This window comes from Pseudoduganella sp. jia 12, assembly GCF_055502675.1.
Genome location: NZ_JBUXKP010000002.1, coordinates 91,497 through 111,082 on the forward strand (window position 1 = coordinate 91,497; position 19,586 = coordinate 111,082).

Below are 19,586 nucleotides of genomic sequence, written 5' to 3' on the forward strand. Positions count from 1 at the left end.
TCCGGCTGCTTTAATGAAGGGAGAAGTCTTGCCAGCCCTTCATTCATAACGACAAGGAGGAGTCATGAAAGCTTCGATGGTGTTTGCCAGGACCGCGGTCGCCGCCGCGTTCGCCGTTTCCCCGGCGCTGGTGTGGACGCAGGACGGCAAGCCCAAGCCGCCGCCGCAAACGCCCACGAGCTACATGAAGGTCGATATCACGGAGCCGTTCCAGGTGACGATGGAGCGGATGAAGGCAGCCCGGCCCGCGATCGAGCGCCGCCAGCAGGAATTGCTGGCGCAGCGCTACGACCTGGCGAACCGCCCCGCGCAAGGCGTGACGATGTTTCGCGGGAAGCCGGTGCAGGAAGGCGTGCGCGTGAAGCTGCCGCGAGGCGTGACATGGCAGCAGCTGGCGGGGATGAGCCCCGACGACGTGAAGGCGAAAGGCCTGTACCCGGCGGGCTTCCTGCCGCTGTCGCACCCGAATCATCCGGAAGGCGGCATGCTGTTCCCGCAGTTCCACATCGACGAGATCCTGCGCCAGGAGCGGCGCGACCTGAATCGCTTCGACCTGTCGTTCGACCTGCCGGATCATATCCTGCCCGAGTTCCCGGCACCGATCTTCCTGACCACGCATCCGGAAATGGGCGACGTCTCCAGGGGCCGGCTGCTGACGATCGATAACTACTACGAGACCTTCAACGGCCTGCTGAACCCGAAGCAGATCGAAGGCTTGCGCCTGCTGCTCACGCCCTTCCCGCAGCAGCAGTTCAACCAGACGGAAGACCGGCGCTCGGCACGGCCCAGCATGGGCGTGTCGTGCTTCGACTGCCACTCGAATGGCCACACGAATGGCTCCACGCACCTGGTCGGCGACATCCGCCCGCAGGAGCTGCGGCACCGCATCGAAACGCCCACCTTGCGCGGCCTGAACGTGCAGCGCCTGTTCGGTTCCCAGCGCGCGCTGAAGACCGTCGAGGATTTCACCGAGTTCGAACAGCGTGCCGCCTACTTCGACGGCGATCCGGTGATCGCGACAAAGAAAGGCGTCAACATCCTCGAGCGGGGCAGCCAGGTGCACTTCATGGCCGAGTTCCAGGCGCTGATGGACTTTCCGCCGGCGCCGAAGCTGAACGTGCTGGGCAAGCTCGATCCGAAGAAGGCCACCGCGCAGGAACTGCGTGGCGAGGCGGTCTTCAACGGCAAGGGCCAGTGCGTGTCGTGCCATGCGGCGCCGTACTACACGGACAACCTGATGCACGACCTGAAGACGGAGCGGTTCTATAAAACGCAGATGGTGAACGGCATGAAGGCGGTCGGCGACGGCAAGATCAAGACCTTTCCGCTGCGGGGCATCAAGGAGTCGCCGCCATACCTGCACGACGGCCGGCTGATCACGCTGGAAGATACGGTGGAGTTCTTCAACCTCGTGCTGGAGACGAAGCTGACCGATGGCGAGAAAGCCGACCTGGTGGCGTTCCTGCGGGTGCTGTAGGGCGGGGGCCGGGCCGCAGCCCGGCACCCCGCATCAGGGGATCGGCTCGTTATTGTTCAGTGCAATGAAGCCGCGGATGATCCGGTAGGCCTTCCACAGCCAGGCGCCGATGAAGGGGATCCACGCGATCAGCACGCCGATGAGGGTGAACACCAGTATCCAGCCGACGACCACCCAGGCCACATACCACCAGAACGAGCTGATCTGCCAGTTGTGGTGGGTGTGCACGAACGTGCCTTCCGATTCCGGCCGCTTGACGTAGTTGAAGATCAGCGGAATGAACGACAGCGTGCCCAGCGTGAACAACAGGCACACCCCATGCGCGATATACAGCCCCTGCGCCCAGCTTTTGGCCGAGTCGGTGCGGGCGTCGAGAACCAGGTCCTGGACCATTTGCACTCCCTGTCTTGAAATGAAAGTAAGGCCAAGTCTATAGCAAATTTGCCAAGCCCGGTGTCCGTACCGTCCAGCTCAATAGCCGCGGCCGTCGCAATGCCGTAGCGGGAGCGCGCCGGGATTCGACCGCCACGATGCCGCCGTGGCGGCTACCCTGCAAGCAGCAATGCTGGCGGCAGTGCGCGTCCCCGGATCAGGATTGATCGCTGCCGGCATATTCGGCCGCGGCCTTGGCGGACCACATTGCTTCCTTTTGCGAAGGGTACGGTTCGTCGTAGCCTTCGATGCTGCCGTCGTCGCCGATGAACCACAGCGTCCAGCCGCCTTCGATCTGCTGGATGGCGATGTCGCCGGGGCGGCAATGGGTACCGGGTTCCTCGCCGGTGTCGAGGGTGACGATGCGTGTGCGGCGGTGCGTGATCGTGGTGGACATGGCTATTGGTATTGGCGCAGGTAGGCAAGCAGGTTGGCGATCTTGCGCTCGTCGGAAAAGCCCCACAGGCGCATCTTCGTTCCCGGCACGACGTCGTCTGGATCGCGCAGGAACGCGGCCAGGGTCTTGTCGTTCCAGACGACCGGCGATTTCTTCATCGCGGCGGAATAGGCATACTGCACGGTACCGGCCCGGCGGCCGAACAGTCCGTTCAGGTGCGGGCCGAACGCATTGCGGGCGCCCGGGCCCACCTGGTGGCACGACGCGCACACCCTGAAGGCCGCCGCGCCGGCCTTGGCGTCGCCGGGAGGGACGTTCGCCATCGCGCGGGCATGCGCTGCGGGATGCATGGCGAGCAGCATCGGCAGCATCAGCGCCGCAATCAGGTGAAGGCCGGGTCGTTTCATGCGGCGATTATAGACCCGCCGTGGCCGCCCGTGCGCCGTGCAGGGGCCGCTCCTGCTACAGTTGGCATTCCTCCAACAATGCGCCTGCGTCATGGATACCCACCGCCTCGCCGTCAACATCAAGCACCTTGCCGGCTGGCTGCTGGTCACCTTCGCCGCGGCGGCGCTGGGCGCCTGGGCATCGCAGGATGCGCCGCAATTCTATGCGCAGCTGGACAAGCCCGACTGGGCGCCGCCCGCCGGCGTGTTCGGCCCCGTCTGGACGGTGCTGTACCTGCTGATGGCGCTGGCCGCCTTCCTGGTCTGGCGCATGCGCGGCTTTTCGACGGCGCCCCGCACCCTCTGGCTGTATCTCGTACAGCTGGCCGCGAATGCGCTGTGGAGCTGGCTGTTCTTCGCATGGCAGATGGGCGCCGCGGCGTTTGTCGAAGTGCTGGTGCTGTGGGCACTGGTGCTGGCCACCACGGCCGCATTCTGGAAGGCGCGCCGCATCGCCGGCCTGATGCTGCTGCCTTACCTGGCCTGGGTCACGTTCGCGAGCGCGCTCACCTTCGCCTGCTGGCAGCGCAATCCGCAGCTGCTGGGGTAATTGCCCCTGGACGGCGGCGGCGCCGTTGTCTATCCTCCCCGGATTGACCGGATTGCATCGGAGGAGACAGCATGAGCGGCCCCCTGGCTGGAATAAAAGTAATCGAGATCGGCGCGCTGATCGCGGCGCCGTTCGCGGCGCGGCTGATGGCCGAATTCGGCGCCGACGTCATCAAGATCGAGGCACCGGGCGACGGCGACCCGATCCGCAAATGGCGCAAGCTGCACAACGGCACGTCGCTGTGGTGGTACCTGCAGTCGCGCAACAAGCGCTCGATCGCGCTGAACCTGAAAAGCGCGGACGGCATCGCCATCGTGAAGCGCCTTCTCGAAGATGCCGATGTTCTCATCGAAAACATGAAGCCGGGCGCGCTGGAAAAGCTGGGCCTGGGCTGGGACGTGTTGCACGCCCTGAACCCGAAGCTGACGATGGTGCGCATCTCGGGCTACGGCCAGACGGGGCCTTACAAGGACCGGCCGGGCTTCGGCGCCATCGGCGAGGCGATGGGCGGCATCCGCTACACCACCGGCGAGGCGGGCGGCGTGCCGGCCCGCGTCGGCGTCAGCCTGGGCGATTCGCTGGCGTCGCTGCACGCGGTGATGGGCGCGCTGATGTCGGTGCTGCGCGTGAAGACGGGGCAGGGCGATGGCCAGGTCGTCGACGTGTCCCTCGTCGAGAGCGTGTTCAACCTGATGGAAAGCCTCGTGCCGGAATACGACCTGCTGGGCCATGTGCGCGAACGCAGCGGCGGCGCGCTGCCCGGCATCGCGCCATCGAACACGTATCCCACGCGCGATGGCGCCTACGTCGTCATCGCCGGCAACAGCAACCCGATCTACAAGCGGCTGATGGCGGTGATCGGCCGGCAGGACCTGGCGGACGACCCCCGATTCGCGCAGAACGACGGCCGCGCCGCCCAGGCCGTGCTGATCGACGCGGCCATTGCCGGCTGGACGTCGCGCCACCCGATCGACCACGTGCTGCTTGAACTGGAAGCGGCCGAGGTGCCGGCCGGCCGCATCTACTCGGTGGCCGACATCGTGGCCGACCCGCACTACCAGGCGCGCGACATGATCCTTCGCCAGAAGCTGCCCGATGGGGTCGAGGTGGCGATGCCGGGCATTGTGCCGAAACTGTCGGCAACGCCGGGCGCCGTGCGCTGGCAAGGCCCCGCGCTGGGCGAGCATACCGATGCGGTGCTGGCCCAGCTGGGCATGACGGCAGCCGATATCGCCCGGCTGCGGGGGAGCGGCGCGGTGCAGTAGCCGAGCCTGGGCTCACCGCAGACAGGAGACCGGGCAAGGCGGTGCTGGCCGCCAAGCCGGCACCGCTTCGCAGGTCCGGCATGTCGGCCGGGCGCTACCTGAACGCGTAAGCCAGGGCAGTGTAGAACTGGCGCCCCCGCGGATCCGTATAGCTGGGATCGAAACCGACCGCGAAACTGAACAACTGGTTCGAGCGTGGCGGATTCTTGTCGAGCAGGTTCTTGATGCCGGCACGCAGTTTCAACGCTCCCGTGATTTGGTACGCGCCGGTCAGGTCGAGCAGCGAATACGAGTCGACCCGGTGGACCGAGCCGTCGGCCAGCAGGTTCTGGTCGCGATAGCCGCTCAGGTAGGTTTGCTGCAGCGTGGCACTGAGCGGACCGCGTTCGTAGTCCAGGCTCAAGGTATGGCGCCAGCGCTGGACGATCTGGTCGTTGGTGTATTTGCCCAGCGCACTGACGTCGGGGCCGTCGTTCGCCTCGCGGGTCTTGTACTCGTTCACGTAAGTGCCGTTGAGTGTCACGGCGAATTTTCCCAGGCTCGTGGCCGGCAGGCGCCAGTTGAGGCCGAGATCCACGCCCGAGGTTTCCAGCGCACCGATGTTGCGCAGCCGCGAATCGATCGACAGGATCATGCCCGGGATGCCCGGCAACGCCGGATCGGGAACGTCGCGGATGATGTAGGCGGCGTTGCGCACCGGGTCGGTGAAATAGGAGCCTTCCGGCGAAACGATCACGTCCGTTTTCTTGATGCGCCAGTAGTCGAGCGTGGCCGTGACGGTGCGGTGCGGCTCGAGCACCAGGCCCACCGAGAACTGCTTCGATTCTTCCGGCCGCAGCAACGGCGAGCCGCCGCGGAGCTTGTCGGGCTGCAGGCCGCAGTAGTCGGGGTTCTCCGTGTTGTCGATGGCCCCGACCTGGATGCAGCCCAGCGGGTCGTTGTAGATGCCGTTGGCCTGGCCCAGGCGCACCGGGCTGTACAGGTCGGCCAGCGAGGGGGCGCGAAAGCCCGTGCCATACGAGCCGCGCAGCACGACCTGCTTCGTCGGATTCCAGCGCACGCCGATCTTCGGGTTGGTCGTCGAGCCCACGTCGTCATAGCGGTCGTGGCGCAGCGCCAGTTGCGCTTCCAGGTTTGCCAGCAGAGGCAGGTTGAACTCCGCATACACGGCCTTGACATTGCGGCCGCCCGAAAACGGCGTGGCCTCGCCTTCGCCGCGGATTTCCCCGGCCGCCAGCAGCGCCGATGGCGTGAACGCCATCTTTTCGCGCCGGTATTCGGCGCCAAGCGCCATGGCGGCGCGGCCGCCGGCCATGTCGAACAGCTCGCGCGTGGCCTTGATGTCGAACGAGCTCGTGGTGCCGCGCGAGTGGCGCGACGGGTCGTTGACCTTGGCAGCGGCCAGCAGCGCCAGGCCTTCGGGTCCCGACGGCCCGAAAGGATTGATCTGGCCGGTAGCAAACGCCTCGTCGAACAGCGTGGTCTTCACGTAGCCATCGACATATTTGTCGTCGACCTTGTTGACGCTGTGGTTGAGCGCCACGTCGTAGTCCCATCCCAGGGCCACGCCCTTGGCGCCAAGCACCGCGCGGGTGGCCGTCGCATCGATTTCGTTGGTGCGCGGCCCGCCTTCGGTCAGGCGCATGTTGACGTTGAGCGGCGTCTTGTCGGTCGTGATCAGCGCATGCGGATAGTACTGCCCGGCCAGCGGATAGATCGAACCGGAAATCGTCAGTGCACTGATGCGGTACGTGGTGGACGTTTCGTTGACGAGGAATTCGCCGTACAGCGTCGTGTCCTTGTCGAGCGCGAACTCGCCACGGGTAAGCAGCGACACGCGTTTCGATTCGGGGAACAGTTCGGTGTCCTGCATGTAGTCGTACATGCAGGCGGCGGGGCCGACAAAGCTCTCCGGCGCATACACGGTTGCCGGCGGATTGCAGGCCGGCGCACTGGGATTCATCCGCGGGCCGGTTGCACTGGTGCCATTGGGCCGCGTGCGGCGCACATTGGCAGGAAAGGTGTTCGAGCTGCCCGAATCGAGATTGATGTCGGGCTGGTAAGCCGAACCGATCCAGCTGCGCTGCGAGGAGCGCAGGCTGGCCGTATCCTGGTAGTCGAACACGGCCAGTACGTTGTACCGGTCTGTCGCCAGGTTGCCGATGCCGCCCGACAGGGTCGCCATCGCCTTGCGCGCGCCACCGTGCTCGGTGTCGGCATAATAGGCGCTTGCGTCCACCCCTTCGTAGGTGCGGCGTGTGATGAAGTTGATCACGCCGCCGATCGCGTCGGTGCCGTAGATGGCCGAGGCGCCGTCCTTGAGCACTTCGACCCGTTCGATGGCCGCGGCCGGGATCGCGTTCAGGTCGACGCCGGCGTTGCCGCCCGGGGAGGCAAAGTTGGCCAGGCGCCGGCCATTGAGCAGGACCAGCGTCGACGATACGCCGATGCCGCGCAGGTTGGCGCCGTTGAAGCCGCGCTGTCCCGCGATGTCGCTGAAACTGGCGCCATCGGTCAAGGCGGCGGTGTTGGCGGACACCTTCGAGAGCAGTTCGGCAGCCGTGGTGACGCTGCTCTTTTCGATCTCGGCACGGGTGATCGTTTGCACCGGCAATGCGGTTTCCGCATCGAGGCGCTTGATCGACGAGCCGGTGATTTCGACCCGCTGCATCGGTTGGGCGTCTTGCGCGGCGGCCGGGGATGTCACCGAGGCCAGCAGGCCCGAGGCCGCGGTGGCGCTCAAAGCCTGCAATACATTGATGACAACGCGCTTTCGCGCCGGACGCGTTCCGTGCTGATGTGGCATGCAATTACCCCCAGGTGATTTTATTCGCGGACGGTGGCGCGATGCGGCGCGCAACGTCGCAGCGATGAACAAACAAATATCGATGCAAGGCTTTCGAGTTTCGTTTGCTCTACACTAGCGGGGGGAGATCAATTAATCAATTGATTCGGCAGTAAATCGCCAGGACGGCCGAAGTGTGTAAAAAATAATACATCTGCATCGGCGGCCGGGAGTCCCTAATACCAGTCGGCGGGATATAAGGTGCCAGCACTCACGTCCAGATGTTCATATACCGGAACGCCAGTCCAGTCGGTAAGATTGAAAACAGTATCCGGGTCGGCCAGCTTGCGGACCTCGACGGTGGAAATCGTCAGCGGTGTTTTGGGCTCGCATACGCTTGGCGGGACCGAGGGGCGGACGAAATACACGGCGCTTTCCGTGGTGGTCGTATCGTTACTGATCCGTTTCGCCGTGACTGGTTTGCCGCTGCCATTTCCCTGCACGAGCAATGCCGTCTCGACACCGATGCCGATGCCACGGGCGGTCGCGTTCCCGCTGGACGATGCGGGCAGTACGCCACCTGCGCATCCAAAGGATCCCCCGGATTCGGTCGTCGGCGCGACGATGCGGGAAAGAAAAGCGATCAACCTTCCCATGCGATCGCGGCTGTCGAAATGCGAATCGAACATCATGCTGGCCAATGCCGGCGGCGCGATGAAGCCGCCCTGCAGACTCAACGGGTTCGGATCGAACGTGATGTCCTTGTAATAGGGATCGAGCATCGACAGCTCGGACGTCGCCGATTTGTAGAGTGCGGAGTAATCGAATTGCCCCATCACGGCGAGGCCGGCGCTGGTGCCGCCAACGGGAACGTTTTTTGCCATCAATGCCTTCAGCGTCTGTTCCAGCGCGGTGCCTTTCCAGAAACGGATGTAATGACTCTGGTCGCCACCGGCGATGAAGACGACATTGGCTTTCGCCACGATGGCATTGACGGCTGCGTTATTGGCCGCTTTCACGCTGGGAATCACCAGTGTCTCCACCGAGGTCAGGCCCAGGGAAGCACCGCCTACCCACAGGTCGGCAATGGTGGTGGAGGTCGACAACGTTTCGTCGCTGTAGAAAATATAGGGGTTGTAAGCTTCGGTTCCGGTTGCCCGGATGACGACGAACCGTCCTCCCGTGCCCGGCTTGATGCCGGCCCGCTGGATCAGCCATCGAAACGCGGGATCCACGTCCGGACCGCCGCCCATCAGGACGAAAGACGGCGTGGGAAGCGTTGACGGTGCGGTGACCGCGGCGTCCACATCGCCTGTCGCAAAATAGGAATAGAGCGGGACCGGTTGGGCCGCTTCGAACTTCGGTCCTGCGAACGCAGGACCGGCAGCAAGAACCGATGCGAGTGCGAGCGTGATCGCGCCGTTACCCGAGAAAATCCGGACGATGAGCTGGTTAAAGGACTGGTAAAGAGAGCGTGGCGACATTTTTCAGGCTCCATGACGATTGATCCAGGGACTGTTCACTCGCGGGCAACAGATGTCAAAAATCGTGCAGATACGGATTTCAATCGCGGCGCCGCCTGATTGCACGGGAGAGCACCAGCAAACCACCCAGCATCATCGTGACGGCAGCCGGCTCGGGCACCTGGGAAATGCCAAAGGTGAGGGTGCCGGAGTTCCATATGCCTTCGGGCTCGTCGAATGCGAGATCCTTGAAGCCGTCATGGAATTCGAGTCGCAGGATGCCATCGGTCCCTACATGGAACGCCAGCCCGACGTCGTTCAGATCCTGGAACCCGGCGTAATCCATCGTCCCATCGAAATCGTCGCCATCGCCAGGGGTGAACGTGACGCCATTGCCGGCCGTGTCGCTGAAAGTGACCTGCATCTCGGACAAATAACTCCCTGGATAACTGGTCACGTTGACGTTCCAGGCCAGGCTCGTGATCAGCGCGTTGGGCCCTGCGTAAAAGTCCAGGACGACATTGCTTGCCGCGCCCCGCTCGTCGTTATTCAGGATGCCGGCGGTTTCCACCTGCAATTCATGAACGGGTATTTCCTGCGCTAATACATCGGCATTGCCGGCCGCCTTGACTTGCGATATTCCAAGCAACATCACCACGGCAATGGCAAGAAAAACGGGGAAACGCTTTATAGGATGAACGGTTGCCATGATCTTTTCCTTTGGATAAAAATCACTGCATGAGAGAACGTCGCTCGATGGAAATCGTCACACCGGGGATGGGGAAGGCGGCGGTCATTGATTGGCATGACTCGCGCTGATTGTATAGCTAACTCGTGCTATTGGAACAGCGGCTTGCAAAAAAATTATGACGCTGCTTTATGGATGAGAATAGAGCTCGGGAAAAGCCGGCGACATAAATAATTCGGGTAGGGAATGATATGTGGCGGAATGCATCGCTATCGGCGTTGGCGCCATTCATTCGCCGCGAAACAGAGGGAAGCGCAGCTGCCGGAGACACGCAAGGAAACGCACCGCGCACGAGCATGCGCGGTGTTCTGTGCAGCGCAGAAACTAGTCCAGCAGGTTCAGGATCCCGTCCAGCCCCACGAAGTTCAGCGCGACAGTGGCCTGCTCGCGCACGACCGGCTTGGCACGGAACGCCACCGACATGCCGGCGATGCCCATCATCTTGAGGTCGTTGGCGCCATCGCCCATCACGATGGCCTGCTCCGGCGCGATGCCCAGCGAGGCGCACACCTGTTCGACGGTGGCACGCTTGGCGTCGGCGTCCACGATGTCGCCCACGACCTTGCCGGTCAGCTTGCCATCGACAATTTCCAGTTCGTTCGCGCGCGTGAAGTCCAGGCCGAGGCGCTCCTTCAGCCGGTTGGTGAAGTAAGTGAAGCCGCCCGACACCAGCAGTGTCTTCAGGCCGGCGGCCCGCACGGCCTGCAGCATGCGTTCGGCGCCCGGCGACAGGCGCAGGCGCTCGTCATACACGCGCTCCAGCGCGGTGGCCTCCAGCCCTTCGAGCAGGGCGACGCGGCGGCGCAGGCTCTCGGAAAAATCCAGTTCGCCGCGCATGGCCGCCTCGGTGATCGCGGCGACCTGCGGTTTCAGGCCCTGCATGTCGGCGATCTCGTCGATGCACTCGATCGTGATCAGCGTGGAATCCATGTCCATGGCCACGAGCTTGTAGTCGGCCAGGTGCTGGGACCCCATCATGTAGGTGGCATCCAGCTCGGCCGCATGGGCGGCCACCTCGATGGTCTGGCGCAGCGCCGGCGAGAACGTGATGCCCTCGCAGCGCAGGGCCGTAGCGGAAATGCGCACGGTGCGCTGCGGGGCCGCCAGCGCGGCAATGCGCTCCAGGCGCGGCTGGCAATCGTCCAGGCCTTGCAGGACGAGGTTCATGGTCATGTCTTGTACTTGATTCATCTGCTTTTGTTCGTCAGGCGTGGCATCACGCGGAAGTCAGTTGTTTGATGGCGGTCTTGATCTGCGCGACACGTGCCGCCAGGTCGGGCATGCTCGCGGTGATCTTCAGTTTGTCCTGCCCGTTCAGCTTGATGTGCTTGTGCTTCTGGATCAGGGTGATGATGCGCATCGGGTCGATGGGCGGCTGCGGCATGAATTGCAGGTTCGCTGCTTCTGCGTGGGCATCGATTTTAACAATGCCCACGGTCTTTGCGGCAATCCGCAGCCGGTGCGTCTCAACGAGCGCCTTCGTCGCCTCGGGCAACTTGCCGAAACGGTCGATCAGTTCTTCCTGCAGGCCGTCGATCGCTTCCTGCGACGTGCAGTTGGCCAGGCGCTTGTAGATCGACAGGCGTTCGTGCACGTCGCCGCAGAAATCGGCCGGCAGCAGCGCCGGCACGTGCAGGTTGATCTCGGTGGTGGTGGACAGCGGCGCCGCCAGGTCGGGTTCCTTGCCGGCCTTCAGCGCGCGCACGGCCTCGTTCAGCATGTCGGTATAGAGCTGGAAGCCCACTTCGAGCATTTCGCCGGACTGGCTTTCGCCCAGCACTTCGCCCGCGCCGCGGATTTCGAGGTCGTGCATGGCGAGGTAGAAGCCGCTGCCCAGTTCTTCCATCTGCTGGATCGCGTCGAGCCGGCGCTGCGCCTGCTTCGACAGCGATTGCAGGTCGCTCACGAGCAGGTAGGCATAGGCCTGGTGGTGCGAGCGGCCCACGCGGCCGCGCAGCTGGTGCAGCTGCGCCAGGCCGAACTTGTCGGCGCGGTGCATGATGATCGTGTTCGCCGTGGGCACGTCGATGCCGGTCTCGATGATCGTCGTGCACAGCAGGATGTTGTAGCGCTGCGCCACGAAGTCGCGCATCACCTTTTCCAGGTCGCGCTCGTGCATCTGGCCATGGGCCACGGCGATCCTTGCCTCCGGCACCAGCTCGACGAGCTGCGCCAGCCGGTTCTGGATCGTTTCCACCTCGTTGTGCAGGAAGTAGACCTGGCCGCCGCGCTTCAGTTCGCGCAGGATCGCTTCGCGGATGATCGAGCCGTCCTCGCTGCGCACGAAGGTCTTGATCGCCAGGCGCTTCTGCGGCGCGGTGGCGATCACGGAAAAGTCGCGCAAGCCCTCCAGCGCCATGCCCAGCGTGCGCGGGATCGGCGTGGCGGTCAGTGTCAGCACGTCCACCTCGGCGCGCAGGGATTTTAGCGCCTCTTTCTGGCGCACGCCGAAGCGGTGTTCCTCGTCGATGATGACGAGGCCCAGGCGCGTGAAATTCACGTCGCTCGACAGCAGTTTATGCGTGCCGATCACGATATCGAGCGTGCCGTCCGCCATGCCTTTCATGGCGCTGGCGATTTCCTTGCCGGTGCGGAAGCGCGACATTTCCGCGATTTTGACCGGCCAGTCCGCGAACCGGTCGGCGAACGTTTGCGCGTGCTGCTCGGCCAGCAGCGTGGTGGGCGCCAGGATCGCCACCTGCTTGCCGCCCATGACGGCGATGAAGGCGGCGCGCAGCGCCACTTCCGTCTTGCCGAAGCCCACGTCGCCGCAGACGAGCCTGTCCATGGGCTTCCCGGACGTCATGTCGCGGATCACGTTGAGGATGGCCGCCGCCTGGTCGGGTGTCTCGTCGAAGCCGAAGCTTTCGGCGAAGCGCTCGTAGTCATGCGAAGAATATTCGAATGCGTGGCCCTGCCGCGCGGCGCGGCGCGCATACAGGTTCAGCAGTTCTGCCGCCGTGTCGCGCACCTGCTCGGCCGCCTTGCGCTTGGCCTTGTCCCACTGGCCCGACCCCAGCGAGTGCAGCGGCGCATCTTCCGGCGCGCCGCCCGAATAGCGGGAAATCACGTGCAGCTGGGAGACGGGCACGTACAGCTTGGTGTCTTTCGCGTATTCCAGGTGCAGGAATTCGGTTTCGCCTTCGCCCAGGTCCATGCTGATCAGGCCCATGTAGCGGCCGATGCCGTGGTTGATGTGCACCACCGGATCGCCGATCTTCAGCTCGGACAGGTCGCGCACCATCGATTCGACCTGCGTGACGGCTTCCTGCTTTTTCTTGCCGACGCGGCGGCCGGAGCCGGCATACAGCTCCGTCTCCGTGATGAACACCATGACCTCGTCGCCGGCATGCAATACGAAGCCGGCCTGCAGCGGCGCCACCCCCAGCACGAGGCGGTCGTGCGACGCCATGAAGCCGGCGAAGCCGTCGACGAGGGCGGGATGCAGGTCGAATTCGGCGAAGTACTGCTGCAGCGTTTCGCGGCGGCCCGCCGAGTCGGCGCAGATCATCACGCGCAGTTCCGGGCGCATCACATACGCGCGCAGGTTCGTCAGCGGATCGTCCAGGTGGCGATTGACGGCGATGTTCGGGATCGGGGCCGACAGCTCGGAAGGTTCGCCGTCGAGGCTCTTGCCGATCGTGATGCGGGCATGCAGCTTGGCGCACGTGAAGAACGCCTCGTCGCGCAGGAAGATCGCTTCCGGCGCCAGGATCGGGCGTTCGCGGTCCGCCTTCAGGAATTTGTAGCGGCTTTCGGTATCGCCCCAGAAGCGGCGGATCGCGCCATCGATGTCGCCGACCAGCGCCAGCGCGGCGCCCTCGGGCAGGTAATCGAACAGCGTGGCCGTTTCTTCGAAGAACAGCGGCAGGTAATATTCGATGCCGGCCGAGGCGATGCCGCTCTTGATGTCCTTGTAGACCACCGAGCGGGAGGGATCGCCTTCGAACGTCTCGCGCCAGCGGCTGCGGAACGTGGTGCGCGCCGCCTCGTCCATCGGGAATTCGCGGCCCGGCAGCAGCCGCACCTCGTTCACCGGGTACAGCGAGCGCTGGGTATCGGCGTCGAACGTGCGGATCGTCTCGATGGTGTCGCCGAACAGGTCGAGCCGGTACGGCAGCGCGGAGCCCATCGGGAACAGGTCGATCAGGCCGCCGCGCACCGAATACTCGCCGGGCGACATCACCTGTGTCACGTGGGTATAGCCGGCCAGCGTCAGCTGCGCCTTCAGCTTCGCCTCGTCGAGCGATTCGCCCTTCTTGAAGAAGAACGTGTAGGCGGCCAGGAACGACGGCGGCGCCATGCGCACCAGCGCCGACGTTGCCGGTACCAGCATCACGTCGCACTGGCCGCTGCGGATCTCGTGCAGCGTGGCCAGGCGCTCCGATACCAGGTCCTGGTGCGGCGAGAACGCGTCGTAGGGCAGCGTTTCCCAATCCGGCAGCAGGTGGCAGCGCAGGCCGGGCGCGAACCACGGGATCTCGTCCAGCAGGCGCTGGCCGTCGCTGGCCTGCGCCACGACGATGGCCAGCATGCGGCCCTGGCTCTTCAGTTGCAGCGCCGCCTGTGCCAGCGCATAGGAATCGGCGGAACCGTACAACGCGGGCAGCGCGAAACGATTACCGGGTTTGGGAAGTGCTCGTGTGAAGTCGAAGGGCATGCGGCAGGAAGGCTGACGTGACTGCTGACTGATAAAGCTGACCGGGAGGCCGCTGGGCGGCAACGCAACATTATAATCGAAGCATGATCGGGGCGCCGCTCACGTGGCGGGACAAACAACCGTCAATCGCCGCAGCGGAGCAGCACCGCCGTGATGTTGTCGCGGCTGCCGTCGCGCTTGGCCATCTCCACCAGGTCCGCGCAGCATTGCTGCAGGTTGTCGCGCCGCGCGCCGGCCAGCACGGCGCCGATCGCCGCGGCCGGTGTATCGCCGTGCAGGCCATCGCTGCACAGCAGGTAGACATCGCCCGGCGCCGGCATCCACGTGGACAGGTCCGGCTGCACGGCGGGCGAAGGCCCCAGCGCCTGCAGCAGCAGGTTGCGGGGCGGCAGCGGTTCGTGAGCGCCCAGGTCGATGGCCTGCTGGTACAGCGTCTGGTCCCGCGTCAGCTGCTGCAGCGTGCCGCCGCGCCAGCAGTACAGGCGGCTGTCGCCGACATGGAACACGTAGGCCGGCCCCTGGGGCACCGGCTGCCAGAGGCCCGTCAGCGTCGTGCCCATGCCGAAGCCGTCGGCATGGCGGCCGGCCACGTTTTCCCCGTACAGCCGCGCATTGGCGAAGTCGATCGCGCTGCGCAGCCGGGTCAGCGCGCCGGCCGGCGCACCCGGCCACGTTGCCTCGGGGTCGTGGCCCGTGCGCAGGTGGCCGCACAGCAGTTCGAGCGCGCCGGCGCTGGCGATCTCGCCACCCGCATGGCCACCCATGCCATCGGCTACGGCCAGCAGGTTGAGCTCGCGCGAGACGATGAAGTTGTCCTGGTTCGCGGCGCGCACCGTGCCCACGTCGGTAAGGCCGCATGCGGCACCGATGTCGAGCGTATCGCATTGCAACGGCGGTAGTGGCTTCCAGCTGTCCAAGGCTGCTCCTGCAAGGCGTGGATCGGTGGAGCAAGCATACCAGCAAGCAGCGTCCGGCGGCGTCGCTTCAGTGCTCAGTTCAGCGCTCAGGTCAGCGCTCAGTTCAGCGGCGTGCCGGGTGGCGGCTCGGGAATCGCCGGCTGCGCCGGTTCGGCGCCTTCGAGCGGCATGGCCGGTTCGGCACCGTCGAGCATTCCCGGGTCGATGTCGATCGCGCGCACGGCGGGATCGTTCGCGTATTCCTCGAGCATCCAGTCGCCGTTCACCTGCACCACGCCTTCCGGTACCGGCCGTTCCACGAGCGGCCGGTCAGCCAGCGCGGCGCGCATGTAGTCGATCCAGATCGGCAGTGCCAGCGTGGAGCCGAATTCGCGTCCGCCCAGCGATTTCGGCTCGTCGTAGCCCATCCATGCCACGGCGACGATGCCGCCGCCATAGCCGCCGAACCAGCCGTCGAACGCGTCGCTCGTGGTGCCGGTCTTGCCGGCGATATCCGGGCGGCCGATGCGCTGCACGGCCGCCGCGCCGGTACCGGTGCGCGCCACTTCGTGCAGCATGCTGTCCATGATGAAGGCGTTGCGCGCGTCGATCACGCGGGCCGACTCGTCCGGCTGTGGCGGATGTTTCGCTGCGTGCAGCACCTTGCCGTCCGCGTCTTCGATGCTGGCGATCAGCCATGGCTGCACGCGGTAGCCGCCATTGGCGAAGACCGCATAGGCGCCGGCCATCTGTTCCGGCGTGACGGCGCCGGTGCCCAGCGCCATGGTCAGGTTCTGCGGGTGCTTCGACAGGTCCAGTCCGAAGCGGCCCAGGAACCCGTGCGCATACGGCACCGTGACGGTGCGCAGGATGCGCACGGAAGGCACGTTCTTCGACTTGGCCAGCGAGACGCGCATGGAGATCGGCCCGTCGAACACGAAATCGTCGTTCTGCGGGCGCCACGGTTCGCCATTCTCGCCGCCGGGCAGTTCCAGCGGCACGTCGTCGATCAGCGTGGCCGGGCCATAGCCCTTGTCCACCGCGGCGGAATAGACAAACGGCTTGATGGCGGAACCGGGCTGGCGCCATGCCTGCGTCACGTGGTTGAATTTCTGCAGGTTGTAGTCGAAGCCGCCGACCATGGAGCGGTAGGCGCCCGTGGCCGGATCGACCGACGCAAATGCCGCGGCCACCTGCGGCACCTGCGTAATCGACCAGCCTTTCCGGCTGTCGTGGGCCACGCGGATGATGGCGCCAGGGCGGATGCGCAGCGTGTCCCTCGCCTTGGGCGACAGCGCGGCCCTGGCGAGTTTCAGCCCGTCGCCGCTGATCGTCACGTCGATGCCGTCGGCCGTTTCGGCGCGCACTTCGCGCGGGCTCGCGGCCAGCACGACGGCGGCGATCAGGCCGTCGCTGCCGGGGCGGCGCGACAGGGCGCGGTCGATTTCCTCCTCGCGTTCCTCCTCGTCGACGGGCAGTTCGACGAATGCCTCGGGGCCGCGGTAGCCGTGCCGCTGGTCGTAGGCGATGACGTTGCGGCGCACGGCTTCATAGGCGGCCTCCTGGTCCTTGCTGACGATCGTCGTGCGCACCACGATGCCGCGTGTGTACGCCGCTTCCCGGTATTGCGCGAACGCAGCCTGGCGCGCCAGTTCGGCCACGTACTCCGCATGCGTGTCGAACGACTGGCCCTTGCGGTTCACATGCAGCGCCTCGTCCAGCGCTTCCTCGTACTGGGCGTCGCTGATGTAGTTCAGGTCGTGCAGCCGGCGCAGCACCACCTGCTGGCGCGCCTTGGCGCGCTTGAAATTCGTGACCGGGTTGTGGCGCGCGGGATTCTTCGGCAGTCCGGCAAGCATCGCGATCTCGGCGACGGACAGCTCGCCCAGCGACTTGCCGAAATACGTCTGCGCGGCGGCGGCAAAGCCGAACGAGCGCTGGCCCAGGTAGATCTGGTTCATGTACAGCTCGAGGATTTCGTCCTTCGTCAGCGCGGCCTCGATCTTGTAGGTCAGCATCACCTCGTTGAGCTTGCGCGAAATGACTTTTTCGCGCGTGAGGTAGAAGTTGCGGGCCACCTGCATCGAGATGGTCGATGCGCCCTGGCGGAAGCCGCCGGCGAGGTTGGCCTTCACGGCGCCCAGCGTGCGCACCCAGTCGACGCCGCCATGCTCGTAGAAGCGCGTGTCCTCGATCGCCAGCACGGCCTTCTTCATCATGTCCGGTATCTTGGCGACCGGCACGAAGTCGCGGTGTTCCTCGCCGAATTCGCCGATCAGCACCTTGTCCGCCGTGTAGACCCGCAGGGGGATCTTCGGCTTGTAATCGATGACGGCATCGAGATCGGGCAGCCTGGGTCGCACCACCAGGAACAGGTAGCCCAGCAGGAGAAGGGCGGAGAGGATGGCGAGGCCGCCGGCGACGATCGCGCCGACGGCGACGGTGCGGCGGTTCAGCCAGGTTGGGAGCTTGCTCAAGACTTGGATTCCACGGTATCGGTTGCAAAAGCGCGGGCCATTATAGACCAGCGCACCATGGGCCCCGGTTGTCGCTCCGCTGCCACGCTTGTGAAAAAAACATCGGTTACCTCCTTGAAAACAGGGCCGTGGCGCCGAGCTTGGCGGCATGTTCAAGACTAAACTCAATTGGAAACGGCCGCTGTTCTACCTGCTGTTGCCCATCTTCCTGGTGATGGTATTCCTCGGCTTCCCGATGCCCGTGGCGCCGCCGCCCGCGACGAAGCCGGCGCAGGAACAGTCCGATACCGTAAAGAAGCGGGACAAGCGGCGTGGCGTCGAGAGGCTGGACGAATGAGCGGGACAGGCCGGCACTTGCACTGCCGGCCTTAACTGTCGTATCTTCGAGAAATGAAGTGGCCGGAGGTCCCATGGCGGCGGCAAGGCAGGATGTCGATTGCGACGTATTGGTGGTAGGGGGCGGCATCAACGGCGCGGGGATCGCCCGCGACGTGGCGGGCCGCGGCCTGTGCGTGGCCCTGTGCGAGCGTGACGACCTGGCGTCGCACACGTCGTCCGCCTCCACGAAGCTGATCCATGGCGGGCTGCGCTATCTCGAACATTACGAATTCGGCCTCGTGCGCAAGGCACTGGCCGAGCGCGAAGTGCTGCTGCGCGCCGCACCGCACGTGGTGCGGCCGCTGCGCTTCGTCATGCCGCACACAGGCCAGCGCCCGGCGGCACTGATCCGCGCCGGCCTGTTCCTGTATGACCGCCTGGCGCGCCGCGAGCTGCTGCCCGGTTCCGAGAGCGTGCAACTGTCGGCGCACCCGGCTGGCCGGGTGCTGCGGCCCGCGTTCCGGCAGGCGTTCGTGTATTCGGACGCCTGGGTCGACGATGCCCGCCTCGTCGTGCTGAACGCGATGGATGCGGCGCAGAAGGGCGCATGCATCCTGACGCGCACCGCCTGCACCGAAGCGCGCCGCGAGAATGGCGCGTGGCGCGTCACGCTGCGCAAGGCGGACGGCACGCACAAGCAGATCGCGGTGCGCGCCATCGTCAATGCCGCCGGGCCGTGGGCGGCGGCGTTCCTGGACGGCGCGCTGCACCGGCCGGGAACCGCACAGGCGCACACCCGCCTGCGGCTCGTGAAGGGCAGCCATATCGTGGTGCGGCGCATCTTCGCGCACGACGATGCCTACCTGTTCCAGCACGACGATGGCCGCATCGTCTTCGCCATTCCCTACGAAACGGATTTCACGCTGATCGGCACCACCGACGTGGAATACACGGGCGATCCCGCGGCGGTGGCGATCGACGAGAACGAAATCCGCTACCTGTGCGGCGTGGCCAGCCATTATTTCCAGGCGCCGGTCACGCCGGCGGACGTGGTGTGGAGCTATGCCGGCGTGCGTCCGCTGCTCGACGACGCGTCCGCCAAGGCCAGCGCCGTCACGCGCGACTATCGGCTGCAGCTCGACGGCGATGCGCAGGCGGGTGACGCACCGCTGCTGACTGTCTTCGGCGGCAAGCTGACCACGTACCGCAAGCTGGCGGAAGAGGCCACCGATCTTGTCTGCAAGACGCTCGGCCACCGCACCGGTGCGTGGACGGCCGGCGCCTGCCTGCCCGGCGGCGACCTGTTCGGCGCCGTGCCGGCCAGCCGCTCGGTGCTGGAATTCGACGGCTGGCGCTCGCGGTTGCAAGTGCAGTATGGCTGGCTCGATTGCCCGCTGATCGCCCGCTATGCGAGAGCCTACGGCACCCGCATCCATACGCTGCTGCAAGGGCGCGGTTCGATGGCGGAATTGGGGGAACAGGTGCTGCCCGGGCTGTACGAGGCCGAGCTGGATTACCTGCGCCGGCACGAGTGGGCGGCGACGGCGCACGATATCCTGTGGCGGCGCACGAAGCTGGGATTGCACCTGCCGCGTGATGCGGCGGAGGTGCTCGATGCGTGGCTGCTCACGCACCCTCTGGTGGTGAAGCCGGCCGGTCAATAACAAACGGC

At 65.3% G+C, this 19,586-nt stretch carries 15 protein-coding genes; 5 read left to right on the plus strand and 10 right to left on the minus strand.

Going from position 1 to position 19,586, the window contains the following annotated elements; genetic code table 11:
- Nucleotides 1-64 precede the first annotated feature (64 nt).
- Entirely contained in the window at nt 65-1,477 is a 1,413-nt protein-coding gene (locus ACY65G_RS03590; protein WP_464995988.1) for a hypothetical protein, read from the plus strand.
- Between the two features lie 33 nt (nt 1,478-1,510).
- Here the strand turns inward: ACY65G_RS03590 and ACY65G_RS03595 are convergent, their stop codons facing one another.
- The 3 genes from ACY65G_RS03595 to ACY65G_RS03605 all read right to left on the minus strand — a co-directional run bounded on the left by ACY65G_RS03595 (nt 1,511) and on the right by ACY65G_RS03605 (nt 2,713).
- Entirely contained in the window at nt 1,511-1,870 is a 360-nt protein-coding gene (locus ACY65G_RS03595) for a DUF4870 family protein (protein ID WP_464995989.1), read from the minus strand.
- A gap of 196 nt (nt 1,871-2,066) precedes the next feature.
- Nucleotides 2,067-2,306 (minus strand): hypothetical protein, encoded by a 240-nt coding sequence (locus tag ACY65G_RS03600; protein WP_464995990.1) that lies wholly within the window; start codon nt 2,304-2,306, stop codon nt 2,067-2,069.
- Nucleotides 2,307-2,308: 2 nt separating this feature from the next.
- Complete coding sequence (locus ACY65G_RS03605) at nt 2,309-2,713, minus strand: c-type cytochrome (protein WP_464995991.1); 405 nt, start codon at nt 2,711-2,713, stop codon at nt 2,309-2,311.
- 91 nt (nt 2,714-2,804) lie between these two features.
- Here ACY65G_RS03605 and ACY65G_RS03610 point away from each other — a divergent pair, with 91 nt between their 5' ends.
- Complete coding sequence (locus ACY65G_RS03610; protein WP_464995992.1) at nt 2,805-3,302, plus strand: TspO/MBR family protein; 498 nt, start codon at nt 2,805-2,807, stop codon at nt 3,300-3,302.
- 71 nt (nt 3,303-3,373) lie between these two features.
- Nucleotides 3,374-4,567: a CaiB/BaiF CoA transferase family protein gene (locus ACY65G_RS03615; protein WP_464995993.1), complete on the plus strand. Its 1,194-nt coding sequence runs from the start codon at nt 3,374-3,376 to the stop codon at nt 4,565-4,567.
- A 94-nt stretch (nt 4,568-4,661) separates the two neighbouring features.
- Here the strand turns inward: ACY65G_RS03615 and ACY65G_RS03620 are convergent, their stop codons facing one another.
- The 7 genes from ACY65G_RS03620 to ACY65G_RS03650 all read right to left on the minus strand — a co-directional run bounded on the left by ACY65G_RS03620 (nt 4,662) and on the right by ACY65G_RS03650 (nt 17,596).
- Nucleotides 4,662-7,310 carry a TonB-dependent receptor gene (locus ACY65G_RS03620; RefSeq protein ID WP_464995994.1) on the minus strand — a complete coding sequence of 883 codons (2,649 nt, stop codon included), beginning with the start codon at nt 7,308-7,310 and terminating at the stop codon, nt 4,662-4,664.
- 278 nt (nt 7,311-7,588) lie between these two features.
- Nucleotides 7,589-8,836, minus strand: coding sequence for a cyanophycinase (locus ACY65G_RS03625; RefSeq protein ID WP_464995995.1), 1,248 nt, complete (start codon nt 8,834-8,836; stop codon nt 7,589-7,591).
- 79 nt (nt 8,837-8,915) lie between these two features.
- Nucleotides 8,916-9,524: a PEP-CTERM sorting domain-containing protein gene (locus ACY65G_RS03630; protein ID WP_464995996.1), complete on the minus strand. Its 609-nt coding sequence runs from the start codon at nt 9,522-9,524 to the stop codon at nt 8,916-8,918.
- Nucleotides 9,525-9,887: 363 nt separating this feature from the next.
- A complete protein-coding gene (gene serB, locus ACY65G_RS03635) occupies nt 9,888-10,730 on the minus strand; it encodes a phosphoserine phosphatase SerB (RefSeq protein WP_464995997.1) in 843 nt (280 codons plus the stop codon).
- A 49-nt stretch (nt 10,731-10,779) separates the two neighbouring features.
- Entirely contained in the window at nt 10,780-14,223 is a 3,444-nt protein-coding gene (gene mfd / locus ACY65G_RS03640) for a transcription-repair coupling factor (RefSeq protein WP_464995998.1), read from the minus strand.
- Nucleotides 14,224-14,345: 122 nt separating this feature from the next.
- Nucleotides 14,346-15,140 carry a PP2C family protein-serine/threonine phosphatase gene (locus ACY65G_RS03645; protein ID WP_464995999.1) on the minus strand — a complete coding sequence of 265 codons (795 nt, stop codon included), beginning with the start codon at nt 15,138-15,140 and terminating at the stop codon, nt 14,346-14,348.
- A gap of 98 nt (nt 15,141-15,238) precedes the next feature.
- A complete protein-coding gene (locus ACY65G_RS03650; protein WP_464996000.1) occupies nt 15,239-17,596 on the minus strand; it encodes a penicillin-binding protein 1A in 2,358 nt (785 codons plus the stop codon).
- A gap of 148 nt (nt 17,597-17,744) precedes the next feature.
- Between ACY65G_RS03650 and ACY65G_RS03655 the strand changes: the two genes are divergently transcribed.
- Nucleotides 17,745-17,933, plus strand: coding sequence for a hypothetical protein (locus ACY65G_RS03655; protein WP_464996001.1), 189 nt, complete (start codon nt 17,745-17,747; stop codon nt 17,931-17,933).
- Between the two features lie 73 nt (nt 17,934-18,006).
- A complete protein-coding gene (gene glpD / locus ACY65G_RS03660) occupies nt 18,007-19,578 on the plus strand; it encodes a glycerol-3-phosphate dehydrogenase (protein ID WP_464996002.1) in 1,572 nt (523 codons plus the stop codon).
- The last annotated feature ends 8 nt before the right edge of the window (nt 19,579-19,586 follow it).

Coding starts and splice junctions, on each gene's coding strand:
- ACY65G_RS03590 (WP_464995988.1), top strand. CDS start 65: ATGAAAGCTTCGATGGTGTTTGCCAGGACCGCGGTCGCCGCCGCGTTC.
- ACY65G_RS03595 (WP_464995989.1), bottom strand. CDS start 1,870: ATGGTCCAGGACCTGGTTCTCGACGCCCGCACCGACTCGGCCAAAAGC.
- ACY65G_RS03600 (WP_464995990.1), bottom strand. CDS start 2,306: ATGTCCACCACGATCACGCACCGCCGCACACGCATCGTCACCCTCGAC.
- ACY65G_RS03605 (WP_464995991.1), bottom strand. CDS start 2,713: ATGAAACGACCCGGCCTTCACCTGATTGCGGCGCTGATGCTGCCGATG.
- ACY65G_RS03610 (WP_464995992.1), top strand. CDS start 2,805: ATGGATACCCACCGCCTCGCCGTCAACATCAAGCACCTTGCCGGCTGG.
- ACY65G_RS03615 (WP_464995993.1), top strand. CDS start 3,374: ATGAGCGGCCCCCTGGCTGGAATAAAAGTAATCGAGATCGGCGCGCTG.
- ACY65G_RS03625 (WP_464995995.1), bottom strand. CDS start 8,836: ATGTCGCCACGCTCTCTTTACCAGTCCTTTAACCAGCTCATCGTCCGG.
- ACY65G_RS03630 (WP_464995996.1), bottom strand. CDS start 9,524: ATGGCAACCGTTCATCCTATAAAGCGTTTCCCCGTTTTTCTTGCCATT.
- serB (WP_464995997.1), bottom strand. CDS start 10,730: ATGAACCTCGTCCTGCAAGGCCTGGACGATTGCCAGCCGCGCCTGGAG.
- mfd (WP_464995998.1), bottom strand. CDS start 14,223: ATGCCCTTCGACTTCACACGAGCACTTCCCAAACCCGGTAATCGTTTC.
- ACY65G_RS03655 (WP_464996001.1), top strand. CDS start 17,745: ATGTTCAAGACTAAACTCAATTGGAAACGGCCGCTGTTCTACCTGCTG.
- glpD (WP_464996002.1), top strand. CDS start 18,007: ATGGCGGCGGCAAGGCAGGATGTCGATTGCGACGTATTGGTGGTAGGG.